This is a genomic window from Escherichia sp. WS33, from assembly GCF_046486385.1.
Classification (GTDB): domain Bacteria; phylum Pseudomonadota; class Gammaproteobacteria; order Enterobacterales; family Enterobacteriaceae; genus ECMA0423.
This window is the reverse complement of the sequence record NZ_JBJQLJ010000011.1, coordinates 19274-38712: the sequence shown is the minus strand read 5'-3', so window position 1 is coordinate 38712 and position 19439 is coordinate 19274. Positions and strand designations below refer to the sequence as shown.

Annotated in this window: 21 protein-coding genes; 9 read left to right on the top strand and 12 right to left on the bottom strand. The window is 50.6% G+C overall.

Features of this window, described 5'->3' with window-relative positions; genetic code table 11:
* Positions 1 to 2: 2 nt before the first annotated feature.
* From potG to ACJHXA_RS11215, 6 genes are all read right to left on the bottom strand, one after another.
* Positions 3 to 1136 (bottom strand): putrescine ABC transporter ATP-binding subunit PotG, encoded by a 1134-nt coding sequence (potG, locus tag ACJHXA_RS11240; protein WP_000996025.1) that lies wholly within the window; start codon positions 1134 to 1136, stop codon positions 3 to 5.
* A 94-nt stretch (positions 1137 to 1230) separates the two neighbouring features.
* Positions 1231 to 2343, bottom strand: a complete 1113-nt coding sequence (gene potF / locus ACJHXA_RS11235) for a spermidine/putrescine ABC transporter substrate-binding protein PotF (RefSeq protein ID WP_000126072.1) — start codon at positions 2341 to 2343, stop codon at positions 1231 to 1233.
* Positions 2344 to 2694: 351 nt separating this feature from the next.
* A complete protein-coding gene (locus ACJHXA_RS11230) occupies positions 2695 to 3171 on the bottom strand; it encodes a YbjN domain-containing protein (protein ID WP_000203025.1) in 477 nt (158 codons plus the stop codon).
* An 87-nt stretch (positions 3172 to 3258) separates the two neighbouring features.
* On the bottom strand, positions 3259 to 4161 hold the full coding sequence (gene rimK / locus ACJHXA_RS11225; protein WP_000684321.1) for a 30S ribosomal protein S6--L-glutamate ligase: 903 nt from the start codon (positions 4159 to 4161) through the stop codon (positions 3259 to 3261).
* Between the two features lie 60 nt (positions 4162 to 4221).
* On the bottom strand, positions 4222 to 4944 hold the full coding sequence (gene nfsA, locus ACJHXA_RS11220; protein WP_000189159.1) for a nitroreductase NfsA: 723 nt from the start codon (positions 4942 to 4944) through the stop codon (positions 4222 to 4224).
* On the bottom strand, positions 4928 to 5215 hold the full coding sequence (locus ACJHXA_RS11215) for a DUF1418 family protein (protein ID WP_001201554.1): 288 nt from the start codon (positions 5213 to 5215) through the stop codon (positions 4928 to 4930). Before ACJHXA_RS11215 ends, nfsA begins: the two co-directional genes overlap by 17 nt.
* A gap of 159 nt (positions 5216 to 5374) precedes the next feature.
* On the opposite strand from ACJHXA_RS11215, the gene grxA reads away from it, so the two are divergent.
* Positions 5375 to 5632 (top strand): glutaredoxin 1, encoded by a 258-nt coding sequence (gene grxA / locus ACJHXA_RS11210; protein WP_001195240.1) that lies wholly within the window; start codon positions 5375 to 5377, stop codon positions 5630 to 5632.
* A gap of 29 nt (positions 5633 to 5661) precedes the next feature.
* On the opposite strand, the gene ACJHXA_RS11205 is transcribed toward grxA, so the two are convergent.
* A complete protein-coding gene (locus ACJHXA_RS11205; RefSeq protein ID WP_000681108.1) occupies positions 5662 to 6039 on the bottom strand; it encodes an inner membrane protein YbjM in 378 nt (125 codons plus the stop codon).
* Between the two features lie 269 nt (positions 6040 to 6308).
* On the opposite strand from ACJHXA_RS11205, the gene ACJHXA_RS11200 reads away from it, so the two are divergent.
* Positions 6309 to 7994 carry an aspartate:alanine antiporter gene (locus tag ACJHXA_RS11200; protein ID WP_001024867.1) on the top strand — a complete coding sequence of 562 codons (1686 nt, stop codon included), beginning with the start codon at positions 6309 to 6311 and terminating at the stop codon, positions 7992 to 7994.
* Between the two features lie 174 nt (positions 7995 to 8168).
* Here the strand turns inward: ACJHXA_RS11200 and rcdA are convergent, their stop codons facing one another.
* Entirely contained in the window at positions 8169 to 8705 is a 537-nt protein-coding gene (gene rcdA / locus ACJHXA_RS11195) for a DNA-binding transcriptional regulator RcdA (protein WP_001297003.1), read from the bottom strand.
* Positions 8706 to 8788: 83 nt separating this feature from the next.
* On the opposite strand from rcdA, the gene ACJHXA_RS11190 reads away from it, so the two are divergent.
* From ACJHXA_RS11190 to ybjH, 3 genes are all read left to right on the top strand, one after another.
* A complete protein-coding gene (locus ACJHXA_RS11190; protein WP_000217848.1) occupies positions 8789 to 9997 on the top strand; it encodes an MFS transporter in 1209 nt (402 codons plus the stop codon).
* Positions 9997 to 10812, top strand: coding sequence for a 5-amino-6-(5-phospho-D-ribitylamino)uracil phosphatase (gene ybjI / locus ACJHXA_RS11185; RefSeq protein ID WP_001297001.1), 816 nt, complete (start codon positions 9997 to 9999; stop codon positions 10810 to 10812). The genes ACJHXA_RS11190 and ybjI overlap by 1 nt, the downstream gene beginning before the upstream one ends.
* Positions 10813 to 10897: 85 nt before the next feature.
* Positions 10898 to 11182 (top strand): protein YbjH, encoded by a 285-nt coding sequence (gene ybjH, locus ACJHXA_RS11180; RefSeq protein WP_000480892.1) that lies wholly within the window; start codon positions 10898 to 10900, stop codon positions 11180 to 11182.
* Positions 11183 to 11222: 40 nt separating this feature from the next.
* Here the strand turns inward: ybjH and mdfA are convergent, their stop codons facing one another.
* Positions 11223 to 12455, bottom strand: coding sequence for a multidrug efflux MFS transporter MdfA (gene mdfA, locus ACJHXA_RS11175; RefSeq protein ID WP_001180076.1), 1233 nt, complete (start codon positions 12453 to 12455; stop codon positions 11223 to 11225).
* Between the two features lie 284 nt (positions 12456 to 12739).
* Here mdfA and ybjG point away from each other — a divergent pair, with 284 nt between their 5' ends.
* Entirely contained in the window at positions 12740 to 13336 is a 597-nt protein-coding gene (gene ybjG / locus ACJHXA_RS11170) for an undecaprenyl-diphosphate phosphatase (protein ID WP_000892317.1), read from the top strand.
* Between the two features lie 57 nt (positions 13337 to 13393).
* A complete protein-coding gene (gene deoR / locus ACJHXA_RS11165) occupies positions 13394 to 14152 on the top strand; it encodes a DNA-binding transcriptional repressor DeoR (RefSeq protein ID WP_000450133.1) in 759 nt (252 codons plus the stop codon).
* A 46-nt stretch (positions 14153 to 14198) separates the two neighbouring features.
* Here deoR and dacC read toward each other — a convergent pair whose 3' ends face one another.
* Positions 14199 to 15401 (bottom strand): serine-type D-Ala-D-Ala carboxypeptidase, encoded by a 1203-nt coding sequence (dacC, locus tag ACJHXA_RS11160; protein WP_000195961.1) that lies wholly within the window; start codon positions 15399 to 15401, stop codon positions 14199 to 14201.
* Positions 15402 to 15646: 245 nt separating this feature from the next.
* On the opposite strand from dacC, the gene gstB reads away from it, so the two are divergent.
* Complete coding sequence (gstB, locus tag ACJHXA_RS11155) at positions 15647 to 16273, top strand: glutathione S-transferase GstB (RefSeq protein WP_001295292.1); 627 nt, start codon at positions 15647 to 15649, stop codon at positions 16271 to 16273.
* Here the strand turns inward: gstB and yliI are convergent.
* Positions 16270 to 17385 (bottom strand): aldose sugar dehydrogenase YliI, encoded by a 1116-nt coding sequence (gene yliI / locus ACJHXA_RS11150; RefSeq protein WP_000555035.1) that lies wholly within the window; start codon positions 17383 to 17385, stop codon positions 16270 to 16272. The genes gstB and yliI overlap by 4 nt on opposite strands.
* A 110-nt stretch (positions 17386 to 17495) precedes the next feature.
* The gene (bssR, locus tag ACJHXA_RS11145) at positions 17496 to 17879 is read right to left on the bottom strand and encodes a biofilm formation regulator BssR (RefSeq protein ID WP_000497137.1); all 384 of its coding nucleotides are present in this window, start codon (positions 17877 to 17879) and stop codon (positions 17496 to 17498) included.
* A gap of 212 nt (positions 17880 to 18091) precedes the next feature.
* Between bssR and rimO the strand changes: the two genes are divergently transcribed.
* The gene (gene rimO / locus ACJHXA_RS11140; RefSeq protein WP_000049367.1) at positions 18092 to 19417 is read left to right on the top strand and encodes a 30S ribosomal protein S12 methylthiotransferase RimO; all 1326 of its coding nucleotides are present in this window, start codon (positions 18092 to 18094) and stop codon (positions 19415 to 19417) included.
* Positions 19418 to 19439 lie beyond the last annotated feature (22 nt).

Here is a 19439-nt window from a genome sequence, read left to right as displayed (position 1 = left end):
CCTTAAACCGTCAGCACCACACAGCTGTCCACTTCCCAGCACAAACGCACTTCGTCGCCCCAGGTTGGTAACCCTTTGCGATATCGATGAGCGTTTTGTAGCTGAGCGCTGATCATCTGTCCGCTCTTGAGACGAACGTGATACACCGAAAGATCGCCGAGATAGGCAATGTGCATCACCTCACCTACCGCAAAGTTAAAACCGTCAGCGGGAGGTTCCTCGCAAAGCATGATTTTTTCCGGGCGCAGCGCCACATGCACCGGCACATTATCGACCACCGAAGCATCTACATCGACTTTCAGTGGATGCACCAGCCCCGGCGAATAAAGCACCAGGCCATCTTCATGACGCTCTTTGAGTACACCTTCAAAGACATTAACCGAACCGATAAATTCAGCACTGTAGCGGGTGGTCGGATGTTCGTAGATCTCTTCTGGTTCGCCAATCTGGACAAATTTCCCACGATTCATAATGGCGATGCGCCCCGCCATGGTCATCGCCTCTTCCTGATCGTGGGTGACCATCACACAAGTCACACCGACGCGCTCCAGAATATCCACCACTTCAAGCTGCATCCGGTCACGCAGCTTTTTATCCAGCGCGCCCATCGGCTCATCGAGCAGTAATAGTTTCGGGCGCTTGGCAAGGCTTCGGGCCAGGGCCACACGCTGTCGCTGACCACCGGAAAGCTGATGCGGTTTGCGTTTGGCGAACTCCTGCATATGCACCAGGCCGAGCATCTCATTGACCCGGCTGACAATTTCCGCTTTCGGTAGTTTGTCCTGTTTCAGGCCAAAAGCGATGTTCTGTTCCACGGTCATATGCGGAAACAGCGCGTAAGACTGAAACATCATATTGATGGGGCGCAGGTAAGGCGGAACCTGTGACAAATCGACGCCATCAAGCATTATCTGTCCGGCAGAAGGTTGTTCAAAACCTGCCAGCATACGCAGCAGCGTGGACTTGCCACAGCCGGATGCGCCCAGTAGCGCGAAGATTTCACCTTTGTAGATGGTCAGGCTGACATCATCCACCGCATGTTGGCCATCGTAGGATTTGGTCAGGTTGCGGATTTCTAATAGCGGCGTCAGCGCCTTACGGGTTTTCGCCTGGGGGCGAGGGATAGCGTCATTCACGGCAGCTCTCCGGCATTGAATGTGTGCAAGCGCACCATGATGGTGCGAATTGCCGGCGGGTGTGGTGCGCCCGCCCGGCATCTAAGGCTGCGGATTATTTTCCGCTCTTCACTTTGGTCCACGCGCGGGTGCGCACACGGTCGATTTTCGGGTCCTGCACTTTCAGAGTGAACAGCTTCGCACGAACATCCGCAGGCGGATAAATACCCGGGTTCTCACGGACTTCCGCACTCACCAGCGGCGTGGCTGCTTTATTGGCGTTGGCATAGAACACATGGTCGGAAATATGCGCTACTACATCCGGGCGCAGCAGGTAATTCAGGAACTGATAGGCTTCGTCTTTGTTTTTGGCATCCGCAGGCATGGCGAAGACATCAAAGAACGCCATCGCCCCTTCTTTCGGAATCGAGAAAGAGACATTCACGCCATTCTTCGCTTCCTTCGCGCGGTTTGACGCCTGCCAGACATCGCCTGCCCAGCCGATAGCGACGCAAATATCGCCGTTTGCCAGGTCGTTAATGTATTGCGATGAATGGAAATAACGAATGTTCGGGCGCAGCTTTAACAGCAGATCGGTTGCCGGTCCGGTGTAATCATCTGCTTTAGTGCTGTTGGGATCTTTGCCGAGATAATTCAGCACGGTAGCAAAAACTTCTTCAGGCGCATCCAGGAAAGAGACGCCACAGCTTTTCAGTTTTTCCAGATTTTCAGGCTTGAGGATCAAGTCCCAGCTATCGACGGGCGCGTTTTCGCCCAGCACCGCTTTGACTTTATCGACGTTATAGCCAATCCCGGTCGTCGCCCACATATAGGGCATAGCAAATTTATTGTCGGGATCGTGTTTGGCGACCAGCTTCAGCAGCTCCGGGTCGAGATTCTTCCACTCCGGCAATTTGCTTTTGTCCAGCGGCTGGAAAACTCCCGCAGTCAACTGGCGTTCAAGAAAGCTTGCTGACGGCACCACCAGGTCAAAGCCGGTGCTACCCGCCATTAATTTGCCTTCCAGTACTTCGTTAGAGTCGAAAACATCGTAGACGACTTTAATACCGGTTTCTTTTTCAAAGTTAGCCACCGTGTCGGGGGCGATATAATCAGACCAGTTATAAATGTGGAGTGTTTTTTGTTCAGCCGCGAGCGTGCCGACAGAGACGGCCATCAGAGCACCCGCAACCAGACCCGATAGCCATTTTTTATTTAAGGCGGTCATATCTCTTTCCTTCTGAAAGTTCGTTAACAAACGAACAAAAGTTGTCACACTGAAAGATATGCAATAAACGTGCATATTTTTTTATCGGCGCGGTGTAAGAAAAGAGAACTCTCTCCCGGCCAGCACTGCTCGCTATATAAAAGCATCGCAAGAATAACTTTAGCCAGGGTTTGAGACTATAGCTCGGATTAAAAAACGGTATTTAACAAATTTTTATGCGTATTTGCTCTATGTGATAAAGCCAAATCGACACAAGATAAGTGAAATAATCTTTAAGAAAAGGTTAAAAACAGCAGATAATTTTGCAGCGCGCAGTCACTGCGGCAGCGACTGCGTGCTCGAAAGGAATTATCAGTGGAGAAAATAGTTTTCGGTAACGTTGTTTTGCCCTTCATCGTCAGTCGGTAACAGCAGTTGATGGGCATTAGCTTCAAGAATGACCATCGAAATCTGCTCTTCGCTCTGACGCACGAACCATGCAAACTGCTCATAGGTTACGCCCTGCATAACGGATAAAGACTGGCAAACCACCAGCTTTGGCAGATTATCATCCTGCATATCAAGAAATGCTTTCACGGTCAGCGAACTGGCATTGATGGCAGATAAATCCGCCGCCAGCGGCAATACGGCTGAAGGTCGGACTTCCGCCATGGCAGAAAACAGGATCGTGTTATCGATCAGATCGATTTTGGCATCAAAGACACCGTCGAAATTCTGCATATGGGGCAGATGCAGAGCCTGACAGTTATCACATTCAAAAAAACTCATCCCCAGGTCATCGAGCCATTGACGCAGCGTATCCAGACCAGGAACGACCAGCGATGTCATAATTTTGTACAACCTCTTTCGATAAAAAGACCGGCACAGCTTACGCAAAAAGCGCAGGCAAAACCATGATCAGTAATGTGATTGCGACTAACCACCCGTTTTCAGGCAATATTCTGTCGTAGCGTGGCGTTCGATCCAGCGGATCATTTTACCCGCGATGTCGATACCGGTGGTTTTTTCTATTCCTTCCAGCCCCGGCGACGCATTCACCTCCATCACCAACGGCCCGCGATTAGCACGCAGAATATCCACACCAGCAACGTCCAGCGCCATCGTTCGCGCGGCTTTTATCGCGATTTCACGCTCCTGTGGTGTGATACTGGCGACGCTTGCCGCGCCGCCACGATGCAAATTGGAACGAAAATCGCCCTCTTTCGCCCGCCGTTCAATCGCAGCGACCACTTCATCGCCAACAACCAGACAGCGGATATCGCACCCTTGCGCCTCTTTGATATATTCCTGCACCAGAATATGCGCGTTCAGACCGCGGAAAGCGTCAATCACGCTTTCCGCCGCCTGACGCGTCTCCGCCAGCACGACGCCAATTCCCTGCGTGCCTTCAACCAACTTGACCACCAGCGGCGCACCACCGACCATGTCGATTAAATCGCTGGTATCATCCGGCGAATGCGCAATGCCCGTGACAGGCAGGTCGATGCCCTGACGCGCCAGCAGTTGCATGGAACGCAATTTGTCACGCGCCCGGGCAATGGCGACCGACTCATTGAGCGGATAGCTCCCCAGCATCTCGAACTGGCGCAGTGCCGCCGTCCCATAAAAGGTAATGGCGGTGCCAATACGCGGGATCACTGCGTCAAAATGGGGTAACTTGCGGCCTTTGTAGTGAATAGAAGACGCCGCAGGATTTATGTTCATGTAGCAAGAAAGCGGATCAAGAATTTCAACCAGGTGACCGCGCTGTATAGCGGCTTCACGCAGCCGCTTACACGAATAGAGCGTTCCATCCCGGGACAATATGGCAATTTTCACCCTGCACCTCTCTGTCAGACCTGGTCAAAAGCCCGCGTATCATACATCGACGTGGCGGTTTTAGCGCGTCGCCCAACCCTGTTTGTGCAAATAATCCAGAATAAATGGGCGGCTTTCTTTAATGATTGTTCGGCGGATATGATCGCTCCAGGTATCCCGGCGATTATTGCTGCCACGGGTGAGGTAATATTCCGCCAGTTGCTCGTCATACTGCGCCAGTGCGCCTTTATCCAGCGGTTGATAGCTGTTTTCATGCACCAAAATGGAGGCCGGTAAACGCGGCTTAAGATCCGGATTATCCGCAGGCCAGCCAAGGCACAGCCCAAACAGCGGCAGAACATGCTGCGGTAATTTAAGCAGTTTCGTCACCGCTTCAATATTATTGCGCAGGCCGCCGATATATACCCCGCCCAATCCCAGCGATTCCGCTGCGATTAATGCATTCTGCGCCATCATTGCCGTATCAACGACACCGAGCAACAGTTGTTCCGCCAGGCCGAGCTGAGCATCCGGACAGATCTGTAAATGGCGGTTAAAGTCGGCACAGAACACCCAGAACTCCGCCGCTTGCGCTACGTGTTTTTGCCCGCCGGTCAGCGTCACCAGTTCTTCACGTAACGCTTTGTCGGTAATGCGAATAATGCTACTGCACTGCAAAAAACTGGAACTGGACGTCGCACGGGCGCTGTTAATAATCGCCTCACGCTGCGCTTCGGAAATGGGTTCATCAGTGAAATGGCGAATGGAGCGATGGCCACAAATAAGTTCAATGGTTGGCGTCATTATCTTTTTCTCTTTCTGAACGTGAATATTGCGGTGGACGGTTCATCAGCTGTGGGGCAAGACGTTTTGCCACCTGAAGAATAACCACCACCGCAGCGGGAAACATGAGCAAAACACCGAGAAAAATCATCAGAATCTGCACTTCTGGCCGAGAAAATGGCTCAGGCAGCGACAGGGAGTCGCTTACCGACAGCAGCGCCACCGCCAGTAGCATCATTCCGATAAATTCCAGTATCAACACGCCTTTAGGCAATTTACCGATCGCGCGCATACGCTTCCCTCTGCAAAGTGAGCCTTCAGTCTAAAACTTTTCACTGTATTGTGTTTAACAGTTATAGCTTTTAGCAATTAATGCAACAGGTTAAACCTACTTTCAGCGAATACATTTTAGCGTGATCATTACAGGCATAAATCTATGAGGAGAGAAATAATGCAAACCGTTATTTTTGGTCGTTCGGGTTGCCCTTACTGTGTGCGTGCAAAAGATCTGGCTGAGAAATTGAGCAATGAACGCGATGATTTTCAGTATCAGTATGTAGATATTCGTGCGGAAGGGATCACTAAAGAAGATCTACAACAAAAGGCAGGTAAACCCGTAGAAACCGTGCCGCAGATTTTTGTCGATCAGCAACATATCGGCGGCTATACCGATTTTGCTGCATGGGTGAAAGAAAATCTGGACGCCTGATCGTCTGACAAGCCCTCGCGTTGAGGGCTTTACTGATTTTTTCTGTGCTGTGGTTTAAACAAACTACTGATAAATAAGAAACACAGTGCCCCCAGCGCACACCAGAACACCGCGCTTAGTAACCATGCCAGCTCTTGCCAGAATGAGCGCGTCGGTGAAAAAAACAGCCGCATAATGAGCATTGAACAGGGTGCCGCCAGCATTGCGCCAAATAGAGGTTTCAGGACTTCTCTACGCTGTGAAAAGAAACTGGCAACTGCTCCAGGAAGAATGAAAAATAGCAAGCCGATTTCAGGATGCCCGGCAGCCCGAAAAGCGCCTTTCATGTGCGTCGCCAGAAAAAGGCACACCACAATGAAGAGGACAAAACAGCAGATTGCCCCCGCCCAACGTTGTTTATGTTTCACTCGTTCCTCCTGACACTGCGTCTATCGAACACATTTTTCGCCAGTGTGGCGTTCAGTAAGATAAAGCCGCTTCGCATTCCATGCTAATATAGGCCAACGCAATTCATATAGCCGTTGATACCTAATGTGATTACACTAGTAAAATATATTGTTACTTTACTATCGTTTAGGTGCGCTGAATGAATCTGCGCCCTGAATTCTGGTAAAAAACATTATCGTAAATTACCATTTCTTTCAACAGCTTACTAGTAAACAAGAAGTTAGCCTCCGTGAATATAAACGTCGCCGAATTGTTAAATGGGAATTACATTCTGTTATTATTTGTGGTCCTCGCGCTTGGGCTATGTCTCGGAAAGTTACGACTTGGTTCGATCCAACTGGGTAATTCCATTGGCGTTTTAGTCGTATCGCTGTTATTAGGCCAACAACATTTCAGCATTAACACCGATGCGCTTAATCTTGGCTTTATGCTGTTTATTTTCTGCGTCGGGGTCGAAGCCGGACCGAACTTTTTTTCCATTTTTTTTCGCGATGGGAAAAATTACCTAATGTTAGCACTGGTGATGGTTGGCAGTGCGCTGGTGATCGCCTTAGGGTTAGGTAAGCTGTTTGGCTGGGATATTGGCCTGACGGCCGGTATGTTAGCAGGCTCTATGACGTCGACACCGGTTCTGGTCGGTGCTGGCGATACACTGCGTCATTTCGGCATGGAAAGCAGGCAGCTCTCACTGGCACTGGATAATCTGAGCCTCGGGTATGCCTTAACCTATTTAATCGGTCTGGTGAGTTTGATTGTTGGTGCGCGTTACTTGCCGAAATTGCAGCATCAGGACTTACAGACCAGCGCCCAGCAAATCGCCCGCGAACGTGGCCTGGACACTGATGCCAACCGTAAGGTTTATTTACCGGTGATCCGCGCCTATCGCGTCGGCCCGGAGCTGGTGGCCTGGACCGACGGCAAAAATCTGCGTGAACTGGGTATTTATCGACAAACCGGCTGCTACATTGAACGTATTCGACGTAACGGGATTCTGGCAAATCCAGACGGTGATGCCGTGCTACAAATGGGCGATGAAATAGCGTTGGTAGGCTATCCCGACGCCCATGCCCGACTCGATCCCAGCTTCCGTAACGGTAAAGAAGTTTTCGATCGTGACCTTCTCGACATGCGTATCGTCACTGAAGAAGTGGTCGTTAAAAACCATAACGCTGTAGGTAAACGTCTCGCACAACTGAAGTTGACCGATCACGGTTGCTTCCTTAACCGCGTCATTCGTAGCCAGATTGAGATGCCGATAGATGACAACGTCGTGCTTAACAAAGGTGACGTTTTACAAGTCAGCGGTGATGCCCGTCGCGTAAAAACCATCGCCGATCGCATCGGCTTTATCTCGATTCACAGCCAGGTCACTGACCTGCTGGCATTTTGCGCCTTCTTTGTTATTGGGCTGATGATCGGGATGATCACCTTCCAGTTCAGCACATTCAGTTTCGGCATGGGGAACGCTGCCGGGTTGTTATTCGCCGGAATTATGCTGGGCTTTATGCGTGCTAACCACCCGACCTTCGGTTACATTCCGCAAGGTGCATTAAGCATGGTGAAAGAGTTCGGCTTGATGGTGTTTATGGCAGGCGTTGGTCTGAGCGCCGGTAGCGGTATTAATAACGGCCTGGGCGCGATTGGCGGTCAGATGTTGATTGCCGGATTAATTGTCAGTCTTGTGCCCGTGGTTATCTGTTTCTTGTTCGGTGCTTATGTATTGCGAATGAACCGCGCACTGTTGTTCGGCGCAATGATGGGCGCACGCACCTGCGCGCCGGCAATGGAGATCATCAGTGATACAGCTCGCAGTAACATCCCTGCGCTGGGCTATGCGGGCACCTACGCAATCGCCAACGTCCTGCTGACGCTGGCAGGGACAATCATCGTCATGGTATGGCCAGGATTAGGATAAAACTGAAGTTGCCCTGAAAATGAAATTTTTTTGCACAACCGCAGAACTTTTCCGCAGGGCATCAGTCTTAATTAGTGCCACTGCTTTTCTTTGATGTCCCCATTTTGTGGAGCCCATCAACCCCGCCATTTCGGTTCAAGGTTGATGGGTTTTTTGTTATCTAAAATTTATCTACTACCCTGCAACCCTCTCAACCATCCTCAAAATCTCCTCGCGCGATAGCGGCTTACGGTCGGTGACAAAATGCAGCGTCATCCCCTCAATAAACGCATCAAGCGCGCGGGCGGTTCCGGGTTCAAACCATTGTTCGAGCGTTTGCTGACTGCGCTGCATCCAGTTTTGCATTACCGTTTTTAATAGCGGTTTTCGGCTAGCCAGCGCGTAGAGCTGGTACATCAGCTCCATATTATCCGGCGTTGCAACCTGTGAGCTGTAGATCATATCGGTGATAGCCTGGCATGCGCCTTGAGCATCACTAACATCGCTAAAAAATGCCTGATATTGCCGGGACATAATCTCAGTAAAACTGCTGAACGCCTCCAGCAACAACTCATCAATTCCTGAAAAATAGTAGGTCATCGATCCCAACGGTACCCCGGCAAGGGTAGCAATTTTGCGGTGCGTAACAGCATGTATTCCGTAAAGTTTCACCGCCTCCAGCGTGGCCTGGATAATTTTTTCTCGCCGTTGCGGATCGTTAGCGCGACGCATGTCATTTCCTCTCTCTGCAATTGTGTACAAATGTACACAACCTTGCTAATGTTGTCTTCCCTCTTCTTATTTTGACGTGATCTATGACCGTAAATTCTTCACGTAATGCATTGAAACGCCGAACCTGGGCGCTGTTTATGTTCTTCTTTTTGCCAGGCCTGTTAATGGCGTCCTGGGCAACCCGTACGCCTGCTATCCGCGATATTCTCTCTGTCTCGATCGCTGAAATGGGCGGTGTTCTCTTTGGTCTGTCGATCGGTTCGATGAGCGGTATTCTCTGCTCGGCGTGGTTAGTGAAACGCTTTGGCACGCGTAATGTCATCCTGGTCACGATGTCCTGCGCATTGATCGGGATGATGATATTAAGTCTGGCACTCTGGCTGACATCGCCCCTGCTCTTTGCCGTTGGTCTCGGCGTCTTTGGGGCAAGTTTTGGTTCTGCGGAAGTGGCGATAAACGTTGAAGGTGCCGCCGTTGAGCGAGAAATGAATAAAACGGTTTTGCCAATGATGCACGGTTTTTATAGCCTGGGCACGCTGGCAGGCGCTGGTGTCGGGATGGCACTGACGGCCTTTGGCGTTCCGGCAACGGTGCACATTTTATTGGCGGCGCTGGTAGGTATCGCGCCTATTTATATCGCCATTCAGGCAATCCCTGACGGTACGGGCAAAAATGCTGCCGATGGCACCCAGCATGGCGAAAAAGGCATTCCTTTTTATCGCGATATCCAGTTGCTGCTGATAGGTGTTGTGGTGCTGGCGATGGCCTTTGCCGAAGGTTCTGCCAACGACTGGTTACCCTTATTAATGGTTGACGGTCACGGTTTTAGCCCTACTTCCGGCTCGCTGATTTATGCCGGTTTTACCCTGGGGATGACCGTTGGACGCTTCACCGGCGGTTGGTTCATCGACCGTTACAGTCGCGTTGCCGTGGTTCGGGCCAGTGCACTAATGGGGGCGTTGGGTATTGGGCTGATTATTTTTGTCGATAGCGCCTGGGTCGCTGGGGTGTCTGTTGTACTCTGGGGACTGGGTGCCTCGCTGGGCTTCCCGCTGACCATTTCTGCCGCCAGCGATACCGGCCCCGATGCACCAACCCGCGTCAGTGTGGTAGCAACGACCGGTTATCTGGCTTTCCTCGTCGGGCCGCCGCTGCTGGGCTATCTCGGCGAACATTATGGATTACGTAGTGCAATGCTGGTTGTACTGGCGCTGGTTATTCTCGCGGCTATTGTCGCGAAAGCCGTCGCCAAACCCGATACCAAAACGCAGACGGCGATGGAGAATAGTTGATGAGCATTAAATTAATTGCGGTAGACATGGATGGTACTTTCTTAAGCGATCAAAAAACCTATAACCGTGAGCGGTTTATGGCTCAGTATCAGCAAATGAAAGCACAAGGAATTCGCTTTGTAGTCGCCAGCGGGAATCAATATTATCAGTTGATCTCTTTCTTCCCTGAAATTGCTAATGAAATTGCCTTTGTGGCTGAAAACGGCGGCTGGGTAGTGAGCGAAGGCAAAGATGTTTTTAATGGCGAGCTGTCGAAGGATGCGTTTACTACTGTCGTGGAACATTTGCTGACGCGCCCGGAAGTGGAAATTATTGCCTGCGGAAAAAATAGCGCCTATACGCTCAAAAAATATGACGATGCCATGAAAACGGTGGCGGAAATGTATTATCACCGTCTGGAATACGTCGATAACTTTGACAACTTAGAGGATATCTTCTTTAAGTTTGGCCTGAATCTTTCCGATGAACTGATTCCACAAGTACAAAAAGCATTACATGAGGCCATCGGCGATATTATGGTGCCGGTCCACACCGGCAACGGCAGCATCGATCTGATTATCCCCGGCGTACATAAAGCCAATGGCCTTCGCCAACTGCAGAAATTATGGGGAATAGACGACAGCGAAGTGGTGGTCTTTGGCGATGGCGGTAACGATATTGAGATGCTGCGTCAGGCAGGCTTTAGTTTTGCAATGGAAAATGCCGGCAATGCGGTCGTCGCAGCGGCAAAATACCGGGCAGGCTCCAATAACCGTGAAGGCGTACTGGATGTGATCGATAAAGTGCTTAAACACGAAGCGCCATTTGACCAATAAAAACGGCAGCACGCCCGGCAACACAATACCTGAATGAAGGCTGCATAATTCGCGGAAATTAACCCGCTGCATTATTTCAGGCGAAATGTTTATGAAAAATTGTCTACTGTTGGGCGCGCTTTTAATGGGCTTTACTGGTGTGGCGATGGCGCAAAGTGTCACCGTCGATGTGCCGAGTGGATACAAAGTGGTTGTGGTTCCTGATTCAGTCAGCGTTCCACAAGCGGTCAGCGTCGCGACTGTGCCGCAAACCGTCTATGTGGCTCCTGCGCCAGCTCCGGCTTACCGCCCGCATCCTTATGTTCGCCATCTTGCCAGCGTAGGTGAAGGGATGGTTATCGAACACCAGATTGACGACCATCACCATTAATTCGAGAATGCCTGATCGCACAAAGCAATCAGGCATTTTTTTACCCTTCGTGAGAATTTCCCATCTGTTTATCTTTTAAAAAGATAACCATCAGCGACAGCCACAAAATTCCGTTGACAAGGTTGAAGAGATTAAACAGTCCGTTGCCCCCGTTCAGCCAGGCATGTTTGCTGATTTCAATACCGACGGTAAAGATCAGCATTTGCAGCATTCCCATCGCCGCAGAAACCGTACCTTTACTCATATCGCTGGCAAACAGGGTTAATCGCACCAGTCCCGCATTCGCCAGACCAATGCCGAAAGCATAAATACTTAACCCGGCGGTCATCCATAAATACGCGTGCGATGAGATAACCGTTGCCGCAGCAGCGACCAACAGACCAATAATAATCGGCCAGCCGCCCATAATAATCAGCGAACGTACGGTGCGGCGCGAGGTCAGACGCGCTAACAGCAAGTTACCCGCAATTAACGCCCCGAAAATAGGCACTTGCAGCAAGCCATATTCATAGCTGCTCAACTGCTCGCCGGTAATGATGATAATCGGCGACTGGGCGATCCACGCCAGCAATGGCAGGCTAACGAATCCCAGCGCCAGCGCCCCCGCCACAAAGCGGCCGTTCTTCAGCACCAGCTTATAGTCACGACCGAGTTCTTTCAGTGACAGTTTCTCGCCTATACGCGTGGCGGTTTCAGGCATGGCTTGTTGCAGACCGAAAAAGGAGATCGCTGCCAATGCGGCAAACAAGACAAACATCCCTTCCCAGGGCAGCACATGGATCCACGCCGCGCCCACCAGCGGACCAAGTAGCGGAGCAATCAGCGCCACGTTCGCCATCAGCGCGGTGATCTTGATACAAACCGCCTCTTCGAAGGATTCCTGAATTGCGGCGTATCCCACAGCGCCAATGAAACAGAGGCTTATGCCCTGCAAGAAGCGCAACAGAGTGAATTGTTCAATGTTTTGCGCCAGTAATATTGCCAGACAGGTGATGATAAACCACACCACCCCCGCCAGCATCACCGGACGGCGACCAATACGATCCGACAGCGGCCCCAGGAGCCATTGTAAAAACATCCCGCCCGCCAGATATGCGGTCATTGAAGTAGGAACCCAATCAATGCCCGCCTGATATTGTTCCACCACGGCCAACATACCGGGTTGAATCATATCGTTGCCGATATAGGTTGAAAATTCGTAAAGCACCAGACAGAGAGGGAAAAGTAACGCCTGACGTCCAAGCCTGGCACCGGAAGCTAATTTATTTTGCATGCAATTTCTTCGCCAATAATAATCGCGCAGAGTTTAATAAAAGCACAGCTAACGAGAAAGCGAATTTTGTAGCTGAAACCACGGTTAAGCACATTCTTACATTATTGCGAGTATAGCTACGCTTTCTTTAAGTTTTATTTAACCTATGCCCGTTACAATTACCCACCGTAAACAGGCCGCTTGAGGGAAATAAGACGATGCCGCTTTACCCAGTTTAACCTGCACTTTATTCTCAACGACTTGCCTGTATTGGCTCCCTTTTAATCACTTTGCGTCGGGAAGTTATGCTGGAAAATTTGAATCTCTCTCTATTCTCTCTTATTAACGCGACGCCAGACTCGGCTCCGTGGATGATCTCGTTGGCGATTTTTATTGCTAAAGATTTGATTACCGTGGTACCGCTGCTGGCCGCGGTGCTTTGGTTGTGGGGGCTTACAGCACAACGGCAACTGGTGATAAAAATCGCTATCGCGCTGGCGGTCAGCCTGTTTGTGTCCTGGACGATGGGACATCTTTTTCCGCACGACCGACCCTTTGTCGAAAATATCGGCTATAACTTCCTGCATCATGCGGCGGATGACTCATTCCCAAGCGACCACGGTACGGTGATTTTCACCTTTGCACTGGCATTTTTATGCTGGCATCGCCTGTGGTCCGGCTCACTTTTAATGGTGCTGGCCGTCGTCATTGCCTGGTCGCGCGTTTATCTTGGCGTGCACTGGCCGCTGGATATGCTCGGTGGATTGCTGGCAGGTATGATTGGCTGCCTTAGCGCTCAGATTATCTGGCAAGCGATGGGGCATAAACTCTATCAACGTCTGCAATCGTGGTATCGCTTCTGTTTTGCATTACCGATCCGCAAAGGCTGGGTGCGTGACTGATCTCTGCTAAAAAGTGTAGTATTGAGCGGCTCGCTTCAATAACTATTCAGAGGGATTATGGAAACACGTCGCGAAGAGCGTATCGGGCAGCTGCTGCAAGAATTAAAACGCAGCGATAAGTTACATCTTAAAGACGCCGCCGCCCTGCTTGGGGTTTCGGAGATGACGATTCGTCGCGATCTGAACAACCACAGTGCGCCCGTCGTTTTGCTCGGCGGCTATATTGTTCTGGAACCGCGCAGTGCCAGCCATTACCTGTTAAGCGATCAAAAATCCCGCCTGGTGGAAGAAAAACGCCGGGCGGCAAAAATGGCTGCGACACTGGTAGAACCCGATCAGACTCTCTTTTTTGACTGTGGCACCACCACGCCGTGGATTATTGAAGCGATTGATAATGAAATCCCTTTTACCGCCGTTTGTTATTCGCTAAATACCTTTCTGGCGCTGAAAGAGAAACCCCATTGCCGCGCATTTCTGTGCGGTGGTGAATTTCACGCCAGCAACGCCATTTTCAAACCCATCGATTTTCAGCAAACGTTGAATAATTTTTGCCCGGATATCGCTTTTTATTCCGCGGCGGGCGTGCATGTCAGTAAAGGCGCTACCTGTTTTAATCTTGAAGAGTTGCCGGTAAAACACTGGGCCATGTCGATGGCGCAAAAGCATGTGCTGGTTGTCGACCACAGTAAATTTGGCAAGGTGCGTCCGGCGCGCATGGGTGACCTGAAACGCTTTGATATTGTGGTGAGTGATTGTTGCCCGGAAGATGAGTATGTGAAGTACGCGCAGACGCACCGTATTAAGTTGATGTATTAATGACGTATAACCGGATGACGTTTCGCGCCATCCGGTTATCAGAAGATTAAGAGAACCAGCTGCCGAACCACTGATGGAATTTCATCATCACGAAATCCCACATCCGACCAAAGAATCCGCCCTCTTCCACATTTTCCATCACGATCAGCGGACGCTGCTCAATGGATTTACCGTTAAGCTGGAAATCAATGGTCCCGACAACCTGACCTTTTTTCAGCGGTGCGGTAAGCTGCGGTTCCGTTAACGTGTAGCTCGCCTTCAGGTTTTTCAGCTGCCCACGCGGTATGGTCACTGAGCCCGCTTCACCTGCCCCAAGATTCACTTCGCTCTTATCACCAAACCAGACGCGCTGAGTCACAAAGGTGGCATCAGGTTTAATTGGCGTCACGGTTTCAAAGAAGCGGAAACCCCAGGTCAATAATTTCTCAGACTCATTAAAACGGATACGGTCAGTTTTCGCCCCCAGCACTACGGAGATTAAACGCATATCGCCCTGGGTAGCCGAAGCAACCAGATTATATCCCGCGCCTGCCGTGGTTCCTGTCTTCATGCCATCAACATTCAGATTGCTGCTCCACAGCAGACGGTTACGGTTAGGCTGACGAATTTTGTTGAAGGTGAACTCTTTCTCTTTATGAATGGCGTACTCTTCCGGCACATCGTGGATCAATGCTTTACCCAGCAATGCCATATCGCGCGCGGTACTGAACTGCCCCGGCGCATCCAGACCGTGCACCGTCTGGAAGGTAGTGTTGGTCAGACCCAGTTTTTTGGCATAACCATTCATCAAACCAATAAATGACTCCTGGCTCCCGGCAACGTAATCGGCCAGCGCAATACAGGCGTCATTACCGGACTGGATAATCACACCTTTGTTCAAGTCTGCCACCGAAACCTGATCGCCCGGTTTGAGGAACATTACCGATGAACCACGCAGTGCCGGATTTCCCGTCGCCCAGGCATCTTTACCGACCGTCACCATATCGGTGAGTTTAATCTTATCGGCCTTAAGCGCCTGCCCAACCACATAGCTGGTCATGATTTTAGTCAGGCTCGCGGGATCCAGTTTCTCATCCGCGTTGCCTTCTGCCAGCACTTTACCGCTGGCGTAATCCATTAAAATCCATGCACGCGCATCCACGCTCGGCGCTTCAACGGTTTGTTCCGCCGCGAATGCCGTTGGGGCAAAAAGGAATAAAAATGCAGAACCCGCTGCAAGACCACGAAGGAGAGAGGAGTATTGCGTCATAAATGCCACCCGAGTATCCATTCAAAAAAATACGTTATATCGCCGTATGATAAGTTCGGTGATTAATAACGCACACACAAACTTAAAGAAACCGTAAGTTGGTAAAGTTTTTAAAGTTTATGCAATATCCTGCCGCTTCGCTGCTTCTGGTGTCATTTTTTTGCCAGCTGTTGCTTAAAAGTTAACTTTACTTCACCATCGGAGTCCTGTTCAGCCTGTGGCTGCCTGTCGGAAAAGGGGTGAGTATGATTACGCTGTGGGGTCGGAATAATTCAACTAACGTAAAAAAAGTATTGCTGACGCTCGAAGAACTGGAACTACCTTATGAGCAAATTCTCGCGGGCCGTGAGTTTGGGATAAATCACGATGCTGATTTTCTGGCGATGAACCCTAACGGGCTGGTGCCGTTGTTGCGTGACGACGAAAGTGATCTCATTCTTTGGGAATCAAACGCCATTGTCCGCTATCTGGCGGCACAGTACGGGCAAAAACGTCTGTGGATCGACTCACCGGCACGTCGTGCGGAAGCGGAAAAATGGATGGACTGGGCAAACCAGACGCTCAGTAATGCTCATCGCGGGATCCTGATGGGATTAGTCAGAACACCACCGGAAGAGCGCGATCAGGCCGCCATTGATGCCAGTTGCAAAGAGTGCGACGCCCTGTTTGCCCTGCTCGATGCGGAACTGGCAAAAGTAAAATGGTTCTCTGGCGACGAGTTTGGTGTGGGCGATATCGCTATCGCACCGTTCATCTACAATTTGTTTAACGTTGGCCTGACCTGGACACCGCGTCCAAATCTGCAACGCTGGTATCAGCAACTCACTGAACGCCCCGCAGTGCGCAAAGTGGTGATGATTCCCGTTAGCTAATTGCGTGGGCTAACTTTAAGTAATTCCCCACTGGACTCGTCGGTGAGAACGTATAAATAACCGTCGGGTCCAGTGCGAACATCACGAATTCGCTGCCCTCTGTCCGTTAAAATACGGCCATCTTCTGTCACTTTGTCGCCGTTGACGCTCATCACAATGACATCTTTATCTTTCAGCGCGCCAATAAATAATTTTTGCTGCCACTGGGGGAATTTATCGCTGTTATAGAAGGCCATGCCGCTCACAGCGGGCGAATCTTTCCAGTAAAAAACAGGTTGCTCGGTCCCGGCGACGATCTCCCCTTTCGCTTCCGGTATCTTAAAGCCTGAATAGTTGATTCCCCAGGTTGCCAGCGGCCAGCCGTAGTTTTTGCCTTTTTGCGGGATATTAATTTCATCACCACCGCGCGGGCCATGTTCATTCAGCCACAGTGCATTACTCCACGGATTCATCGCCATTCCTTGCGGATTACGAATGCCATAAGACCAGATCTCGGCGCGCACACCGGATTCCTTTATAAAAGGATTATCATCCGGGATTTCGCCCTGGTCGGTCAGACGCACCAGTTTGCCCTGTAATTTATCCAGATCCTGCGCCGTCGGGCGCTGATTGTTTTCGCCCAGAGCAATAAAAAGATAACCTTTACCGTCGAATACCAGCCGCCCGCCAAAATGGTTGCCGGTAGACAGTTTTGGCATCTGGCGGAAGACGGTGCGGAAGTCGGTCACTTTTGAGAGATCATCACTTAAGCGGCCATAACCCACAGCAGTTCCGGCTTTGCCATCATCGCCAACTTCGGAATAACTTAACCAGATGCGGCGAGACTGAGCAAAATCAGGCGCTAAAACCACGTCCAGCAGGCCGCCCTGCCCGTGCGCCCAAACGTCCGGAACTCCGGAAAGCGGCGCAGATAATCCTTTTCCTGCTTGCCAGTGACGCAACTCGCCGCCGCGCAGAGTGATTAACATACCGTGATTATCGGGTAAAAAGGCCAGTGCCCAGGGATGGTCGAGTTTGTCTTGCAGTACTTCGACATTTACCGTTGCAGGAGCCGCCCAGAGAGCGGAAGAAAGACAAATAAGGGGCACAAGGAAAAAGGATTGTCGATGCATAACGCCTCCGGATTGACTCTGGCTTAAAGCGTAGTCAGTGGAGGAGATAACAAATTCATTTTTACAAAAACTTAAACATGAAGGGGGAGACGCTTTCTCCCCCTTAGTTTTCAGGCCTTCTCAAGCATGGCGTGCTTCTGCAGGCTCTGGATACTCAGCGTTAAGCTCATCAGACAATTTTCAAGCTTATCGGCGTTGACGGTAATAACAGTCGGGCAATCATGGTGCCCACTCATCAAACATACTGCGGCTGTCGCTAATGCTTCTTCAGCATGATGAAGAGCACTCCACTCTTCCTGATCCAGATGAAGATTCAACCGCAGCGATTTATCGTGCAGTTCGCGATTCAGTTTAAAAAAGTTATCTCGTAGATGATTGCTTTCGCTGACGGACATGTATCCTTTTGCCTTCCTCAGTTGCACGTATGCGGCGAGGTCAACGCGTGCGTCGATCAACCGGTTCAGCAGATCGATTCGCTGTCTGTCAACGAACATACTTCGATCCTCCTCTTTCCAGCCTTGTTGCAATTAAATAGTATGGCTATTTTTTGAGCAAAATGCTGTCCAGGATCAATTCTTCACGCCGAATTAACAAAATTTACATTTCCTTCGCCTCCGCCAGCGAATGAGATTGCGATACAAATTTTATGCAGAACTCTGTAGAATCCCTGCCCTGACCTTTCCTGTAACTGAATATTTTTTAAGCTATGAGCAAAGTAACTCCCCAGCCGAAAATCGGCTTTGTTTCCCTTGGCTGTCCAAAAAACCTTGTTGATTCAGAGCGTATTCTCACCGAACTCCGCACTGAAGGTTATGACGTGGTACCGAGCTATGACGATGCGGACATGGTGATCGTCAACACCTGCGGCTTTATTGACAGCGCGGTACAAGAATCACTGGAAGCCATTGGTGAAGCGTTGAATGAAAACGGCAAGGTAATTGTGACCGGTTGTCTGGGGGCAAAAGAAGATCAGATCCGCGAAGTCCACCCGAAAGTGCTGGAAATCACCGGGCCTCATAGCTATGAGCAGGTTCTGGAGCACGTTCATCACTACGTGCCAAAACCGAAACACAACCCATTCCTGAGCCTGGTGCCAGAACAAGGTGTGAAACTGACGCCGCGTCATTATGCCTATCTGAAAATTTCGGAAGGCTGTAATCACCGCTGCACCTTCTGCATTATTCCGTCTATGCGCGGCGACCTGGTGAGCCGTCCGATTGGCGAAGTGTTAAGTGAAGCGAAACGTCTGGTAGATGCGGGCGTTAAAGAGATTCTGGTGATCTCGCAGGATACTTCCGCCTATGGCGTTGATGTTAAACATCGTACTGGCTTCCACAACGGCGAGCCGGTAAAAACCAGCATGGTCAGCCTGTGCGAACAGTTATCGAAACTGGGGATCTGGACACGTCTGCACTACGTTTACCCTTATCCGCATGTGGACGACGTCATCCCACTGATGGCAGAAGGCAAAATCCTGCCGTATCTGGACATTCCGTTGCAGCACGCCAGCCCGCGCATTCTCAAACTGATGAAGCGTCCGGGTTCTGTAGATCGCCAACTGGCGCGCATCAAACAGTGGCGCGAAATCTGCCCGGAACTGACCCTACGCTCAACCTTTATTGTCGGCTTCCCTGGCGAGACAGAAGAAGATTTCCAGATGCTACTCGACTTCCTGAAAGAAGCGCGTCTGGATCGCGTTGGCTGCTTTAAATACAGCCCGGTTGAAGGTGCAGACGCCAATGCCCTGCCTGACCAGGTTCCGGAAGAAGTTAAAGAAGAACGCTGGAACCGTTTCATGCAGCTGCAGCAGCAGATTTCCGCCGAGCGCCTGCAAGAGAAAGTGGGCCGTGAAATTCTGGTGATTATCGACGAAGTGGACGAAGAAGGCGCGATTGGTCGCAGCATGGCAGATGCACCGGAAATCGACGGCGCGGTTTATCTCAATGGTGAAACCAACGTTAAGCCGGGTGATATCCTGCGTGTGAAAGTCGAGCACGCCGATGAGTACGATTTGTGGGGTAGCCGGGTTTAATTAATTCAGGCCGGGCAAAATC

What these genes read in the sequence shown, in the direction of transcription:
- potF (WP_000126072.1), bottom strand. Translation starts at nt 2,343, where the DNA reads ATGACCGCCTTAAATAAAAAATGGCTATCGGGTCTGGTTGCGGGTGCT.
- ybjH (WP_000480892.1), top strand. Translation starts at nt 10,898, where the DNA reads ATGTTTATGAAAAATTGTCTACTGTTGGGCGCGCTTTTAATGGGCTTT.
- mdfA (WP_001180076.1), bottom strand. Translation starts at nt 12,455, where the DNA reads ATGCAAAATAAATTAGCTTCCGGTGCCAGGCTTGGACGTCAGGCGTTA.
- ACJHXA_RS11215 (WP_001201554.1), bottom strand. Translation starts at nt 5,215, where the DNA reads ATGCGCGCGATCGGTAAATTGCCTAAAGGCGTGTTGATACTGGAATTT.
- grxA (WP_001195240.1), top strand. Translation starts at nt 5,375, where the DNA reads ATGCAAACCGTTATTTTTGGTCGTTCGGGTTGCCCTTACTGTGTGCGT.
- deoR (WP_000450133.1), top strand. Translation starts at nt 13,394, where the DNA reads ATGGAAACACGTCGCGAAGAGCGTATCGGGCAGCTGCTGCAAGAATTA.
- ybjI (WP_001297001.1), top strand. Translation starts at nt 9,997, where the DNA reads ATGAGCATTAAATTAATTGCGGTAGACATGGATGGTACTTTCTTAAGC.
- nfsA (WP_000189159.1), bottom strand. Translation starts at nt 4,944, where the DNA reads ATGACGCCAACCATTGAACTTATTTGTGGCCATCGCTCCATTCGCCAT.
- yliI (WP_000555035.1), bottom strand. Translation starts at nt 17,385, where the DNA reads ATGCATCGACAATCCTTTTTCCTTGTGCCCCTTATTTGTCTTTCTTCC.
- rcdA (WP_001297003.1), bottom strand. Translation starts at nt 8,705, where the DNA reads ATGCGTCGCGCTAACGATCCGCAACGGCGAGAAAAAATTATCCAGGCC.
- ACJHXA_RS11190 (WP_000217848.1), top strand. Translation starts at nt 8,789, where the DNA reads ATGACCGTAAATTCTTCACGTAATGCATTGAAACGCCGAACCTGGGCG.
- dacC (WP_000195961.1), bottom strand. Translation starts at nt 15,401, where the DNA reads ATGACGCAATACTCCTCTCTCCTTCGTGGTCTTGCAGCGGGTTCTGCA.
- bssR (WP_000497137.1), bottom strand. Translation starts at nt 17,879, where the DNA reads ATGTTCGTTGACAGACAGCGAATCGATCTGCTGAACCGGTTGATCGAC.
- ACJHXA_RS11230 (WP_000203025.1), bottom strand. Translation starts at nt 3,171, where the DNA reads ATGACATCGCTGGTCGTTCCTGGTCTGGATACGCTGCGTCAATGGCTC.
- gstB (WP_001295292.1), top strand. Translation starts at nt 15,647, where the DNA reads ATGATTACGCTGTGGGGTCGGAATAATTCAACTAACGTAAAAAAAGTA.
- rimO (WP_000049367.1), top strand. Translation starts at nt 18,092, where the DNA reads ATGAGCAAAGTAACTCCCCAGCCGAAAATCGGCTTTGTTTCCCTTGGC.
- ybjG (WP_000892317.1), top strand. Translation starts at nt 12,740, where the DNA reads ATGCTGGAAAATTTGAATCTCTCTCTATTCTCTCTTATTAACGCGACG.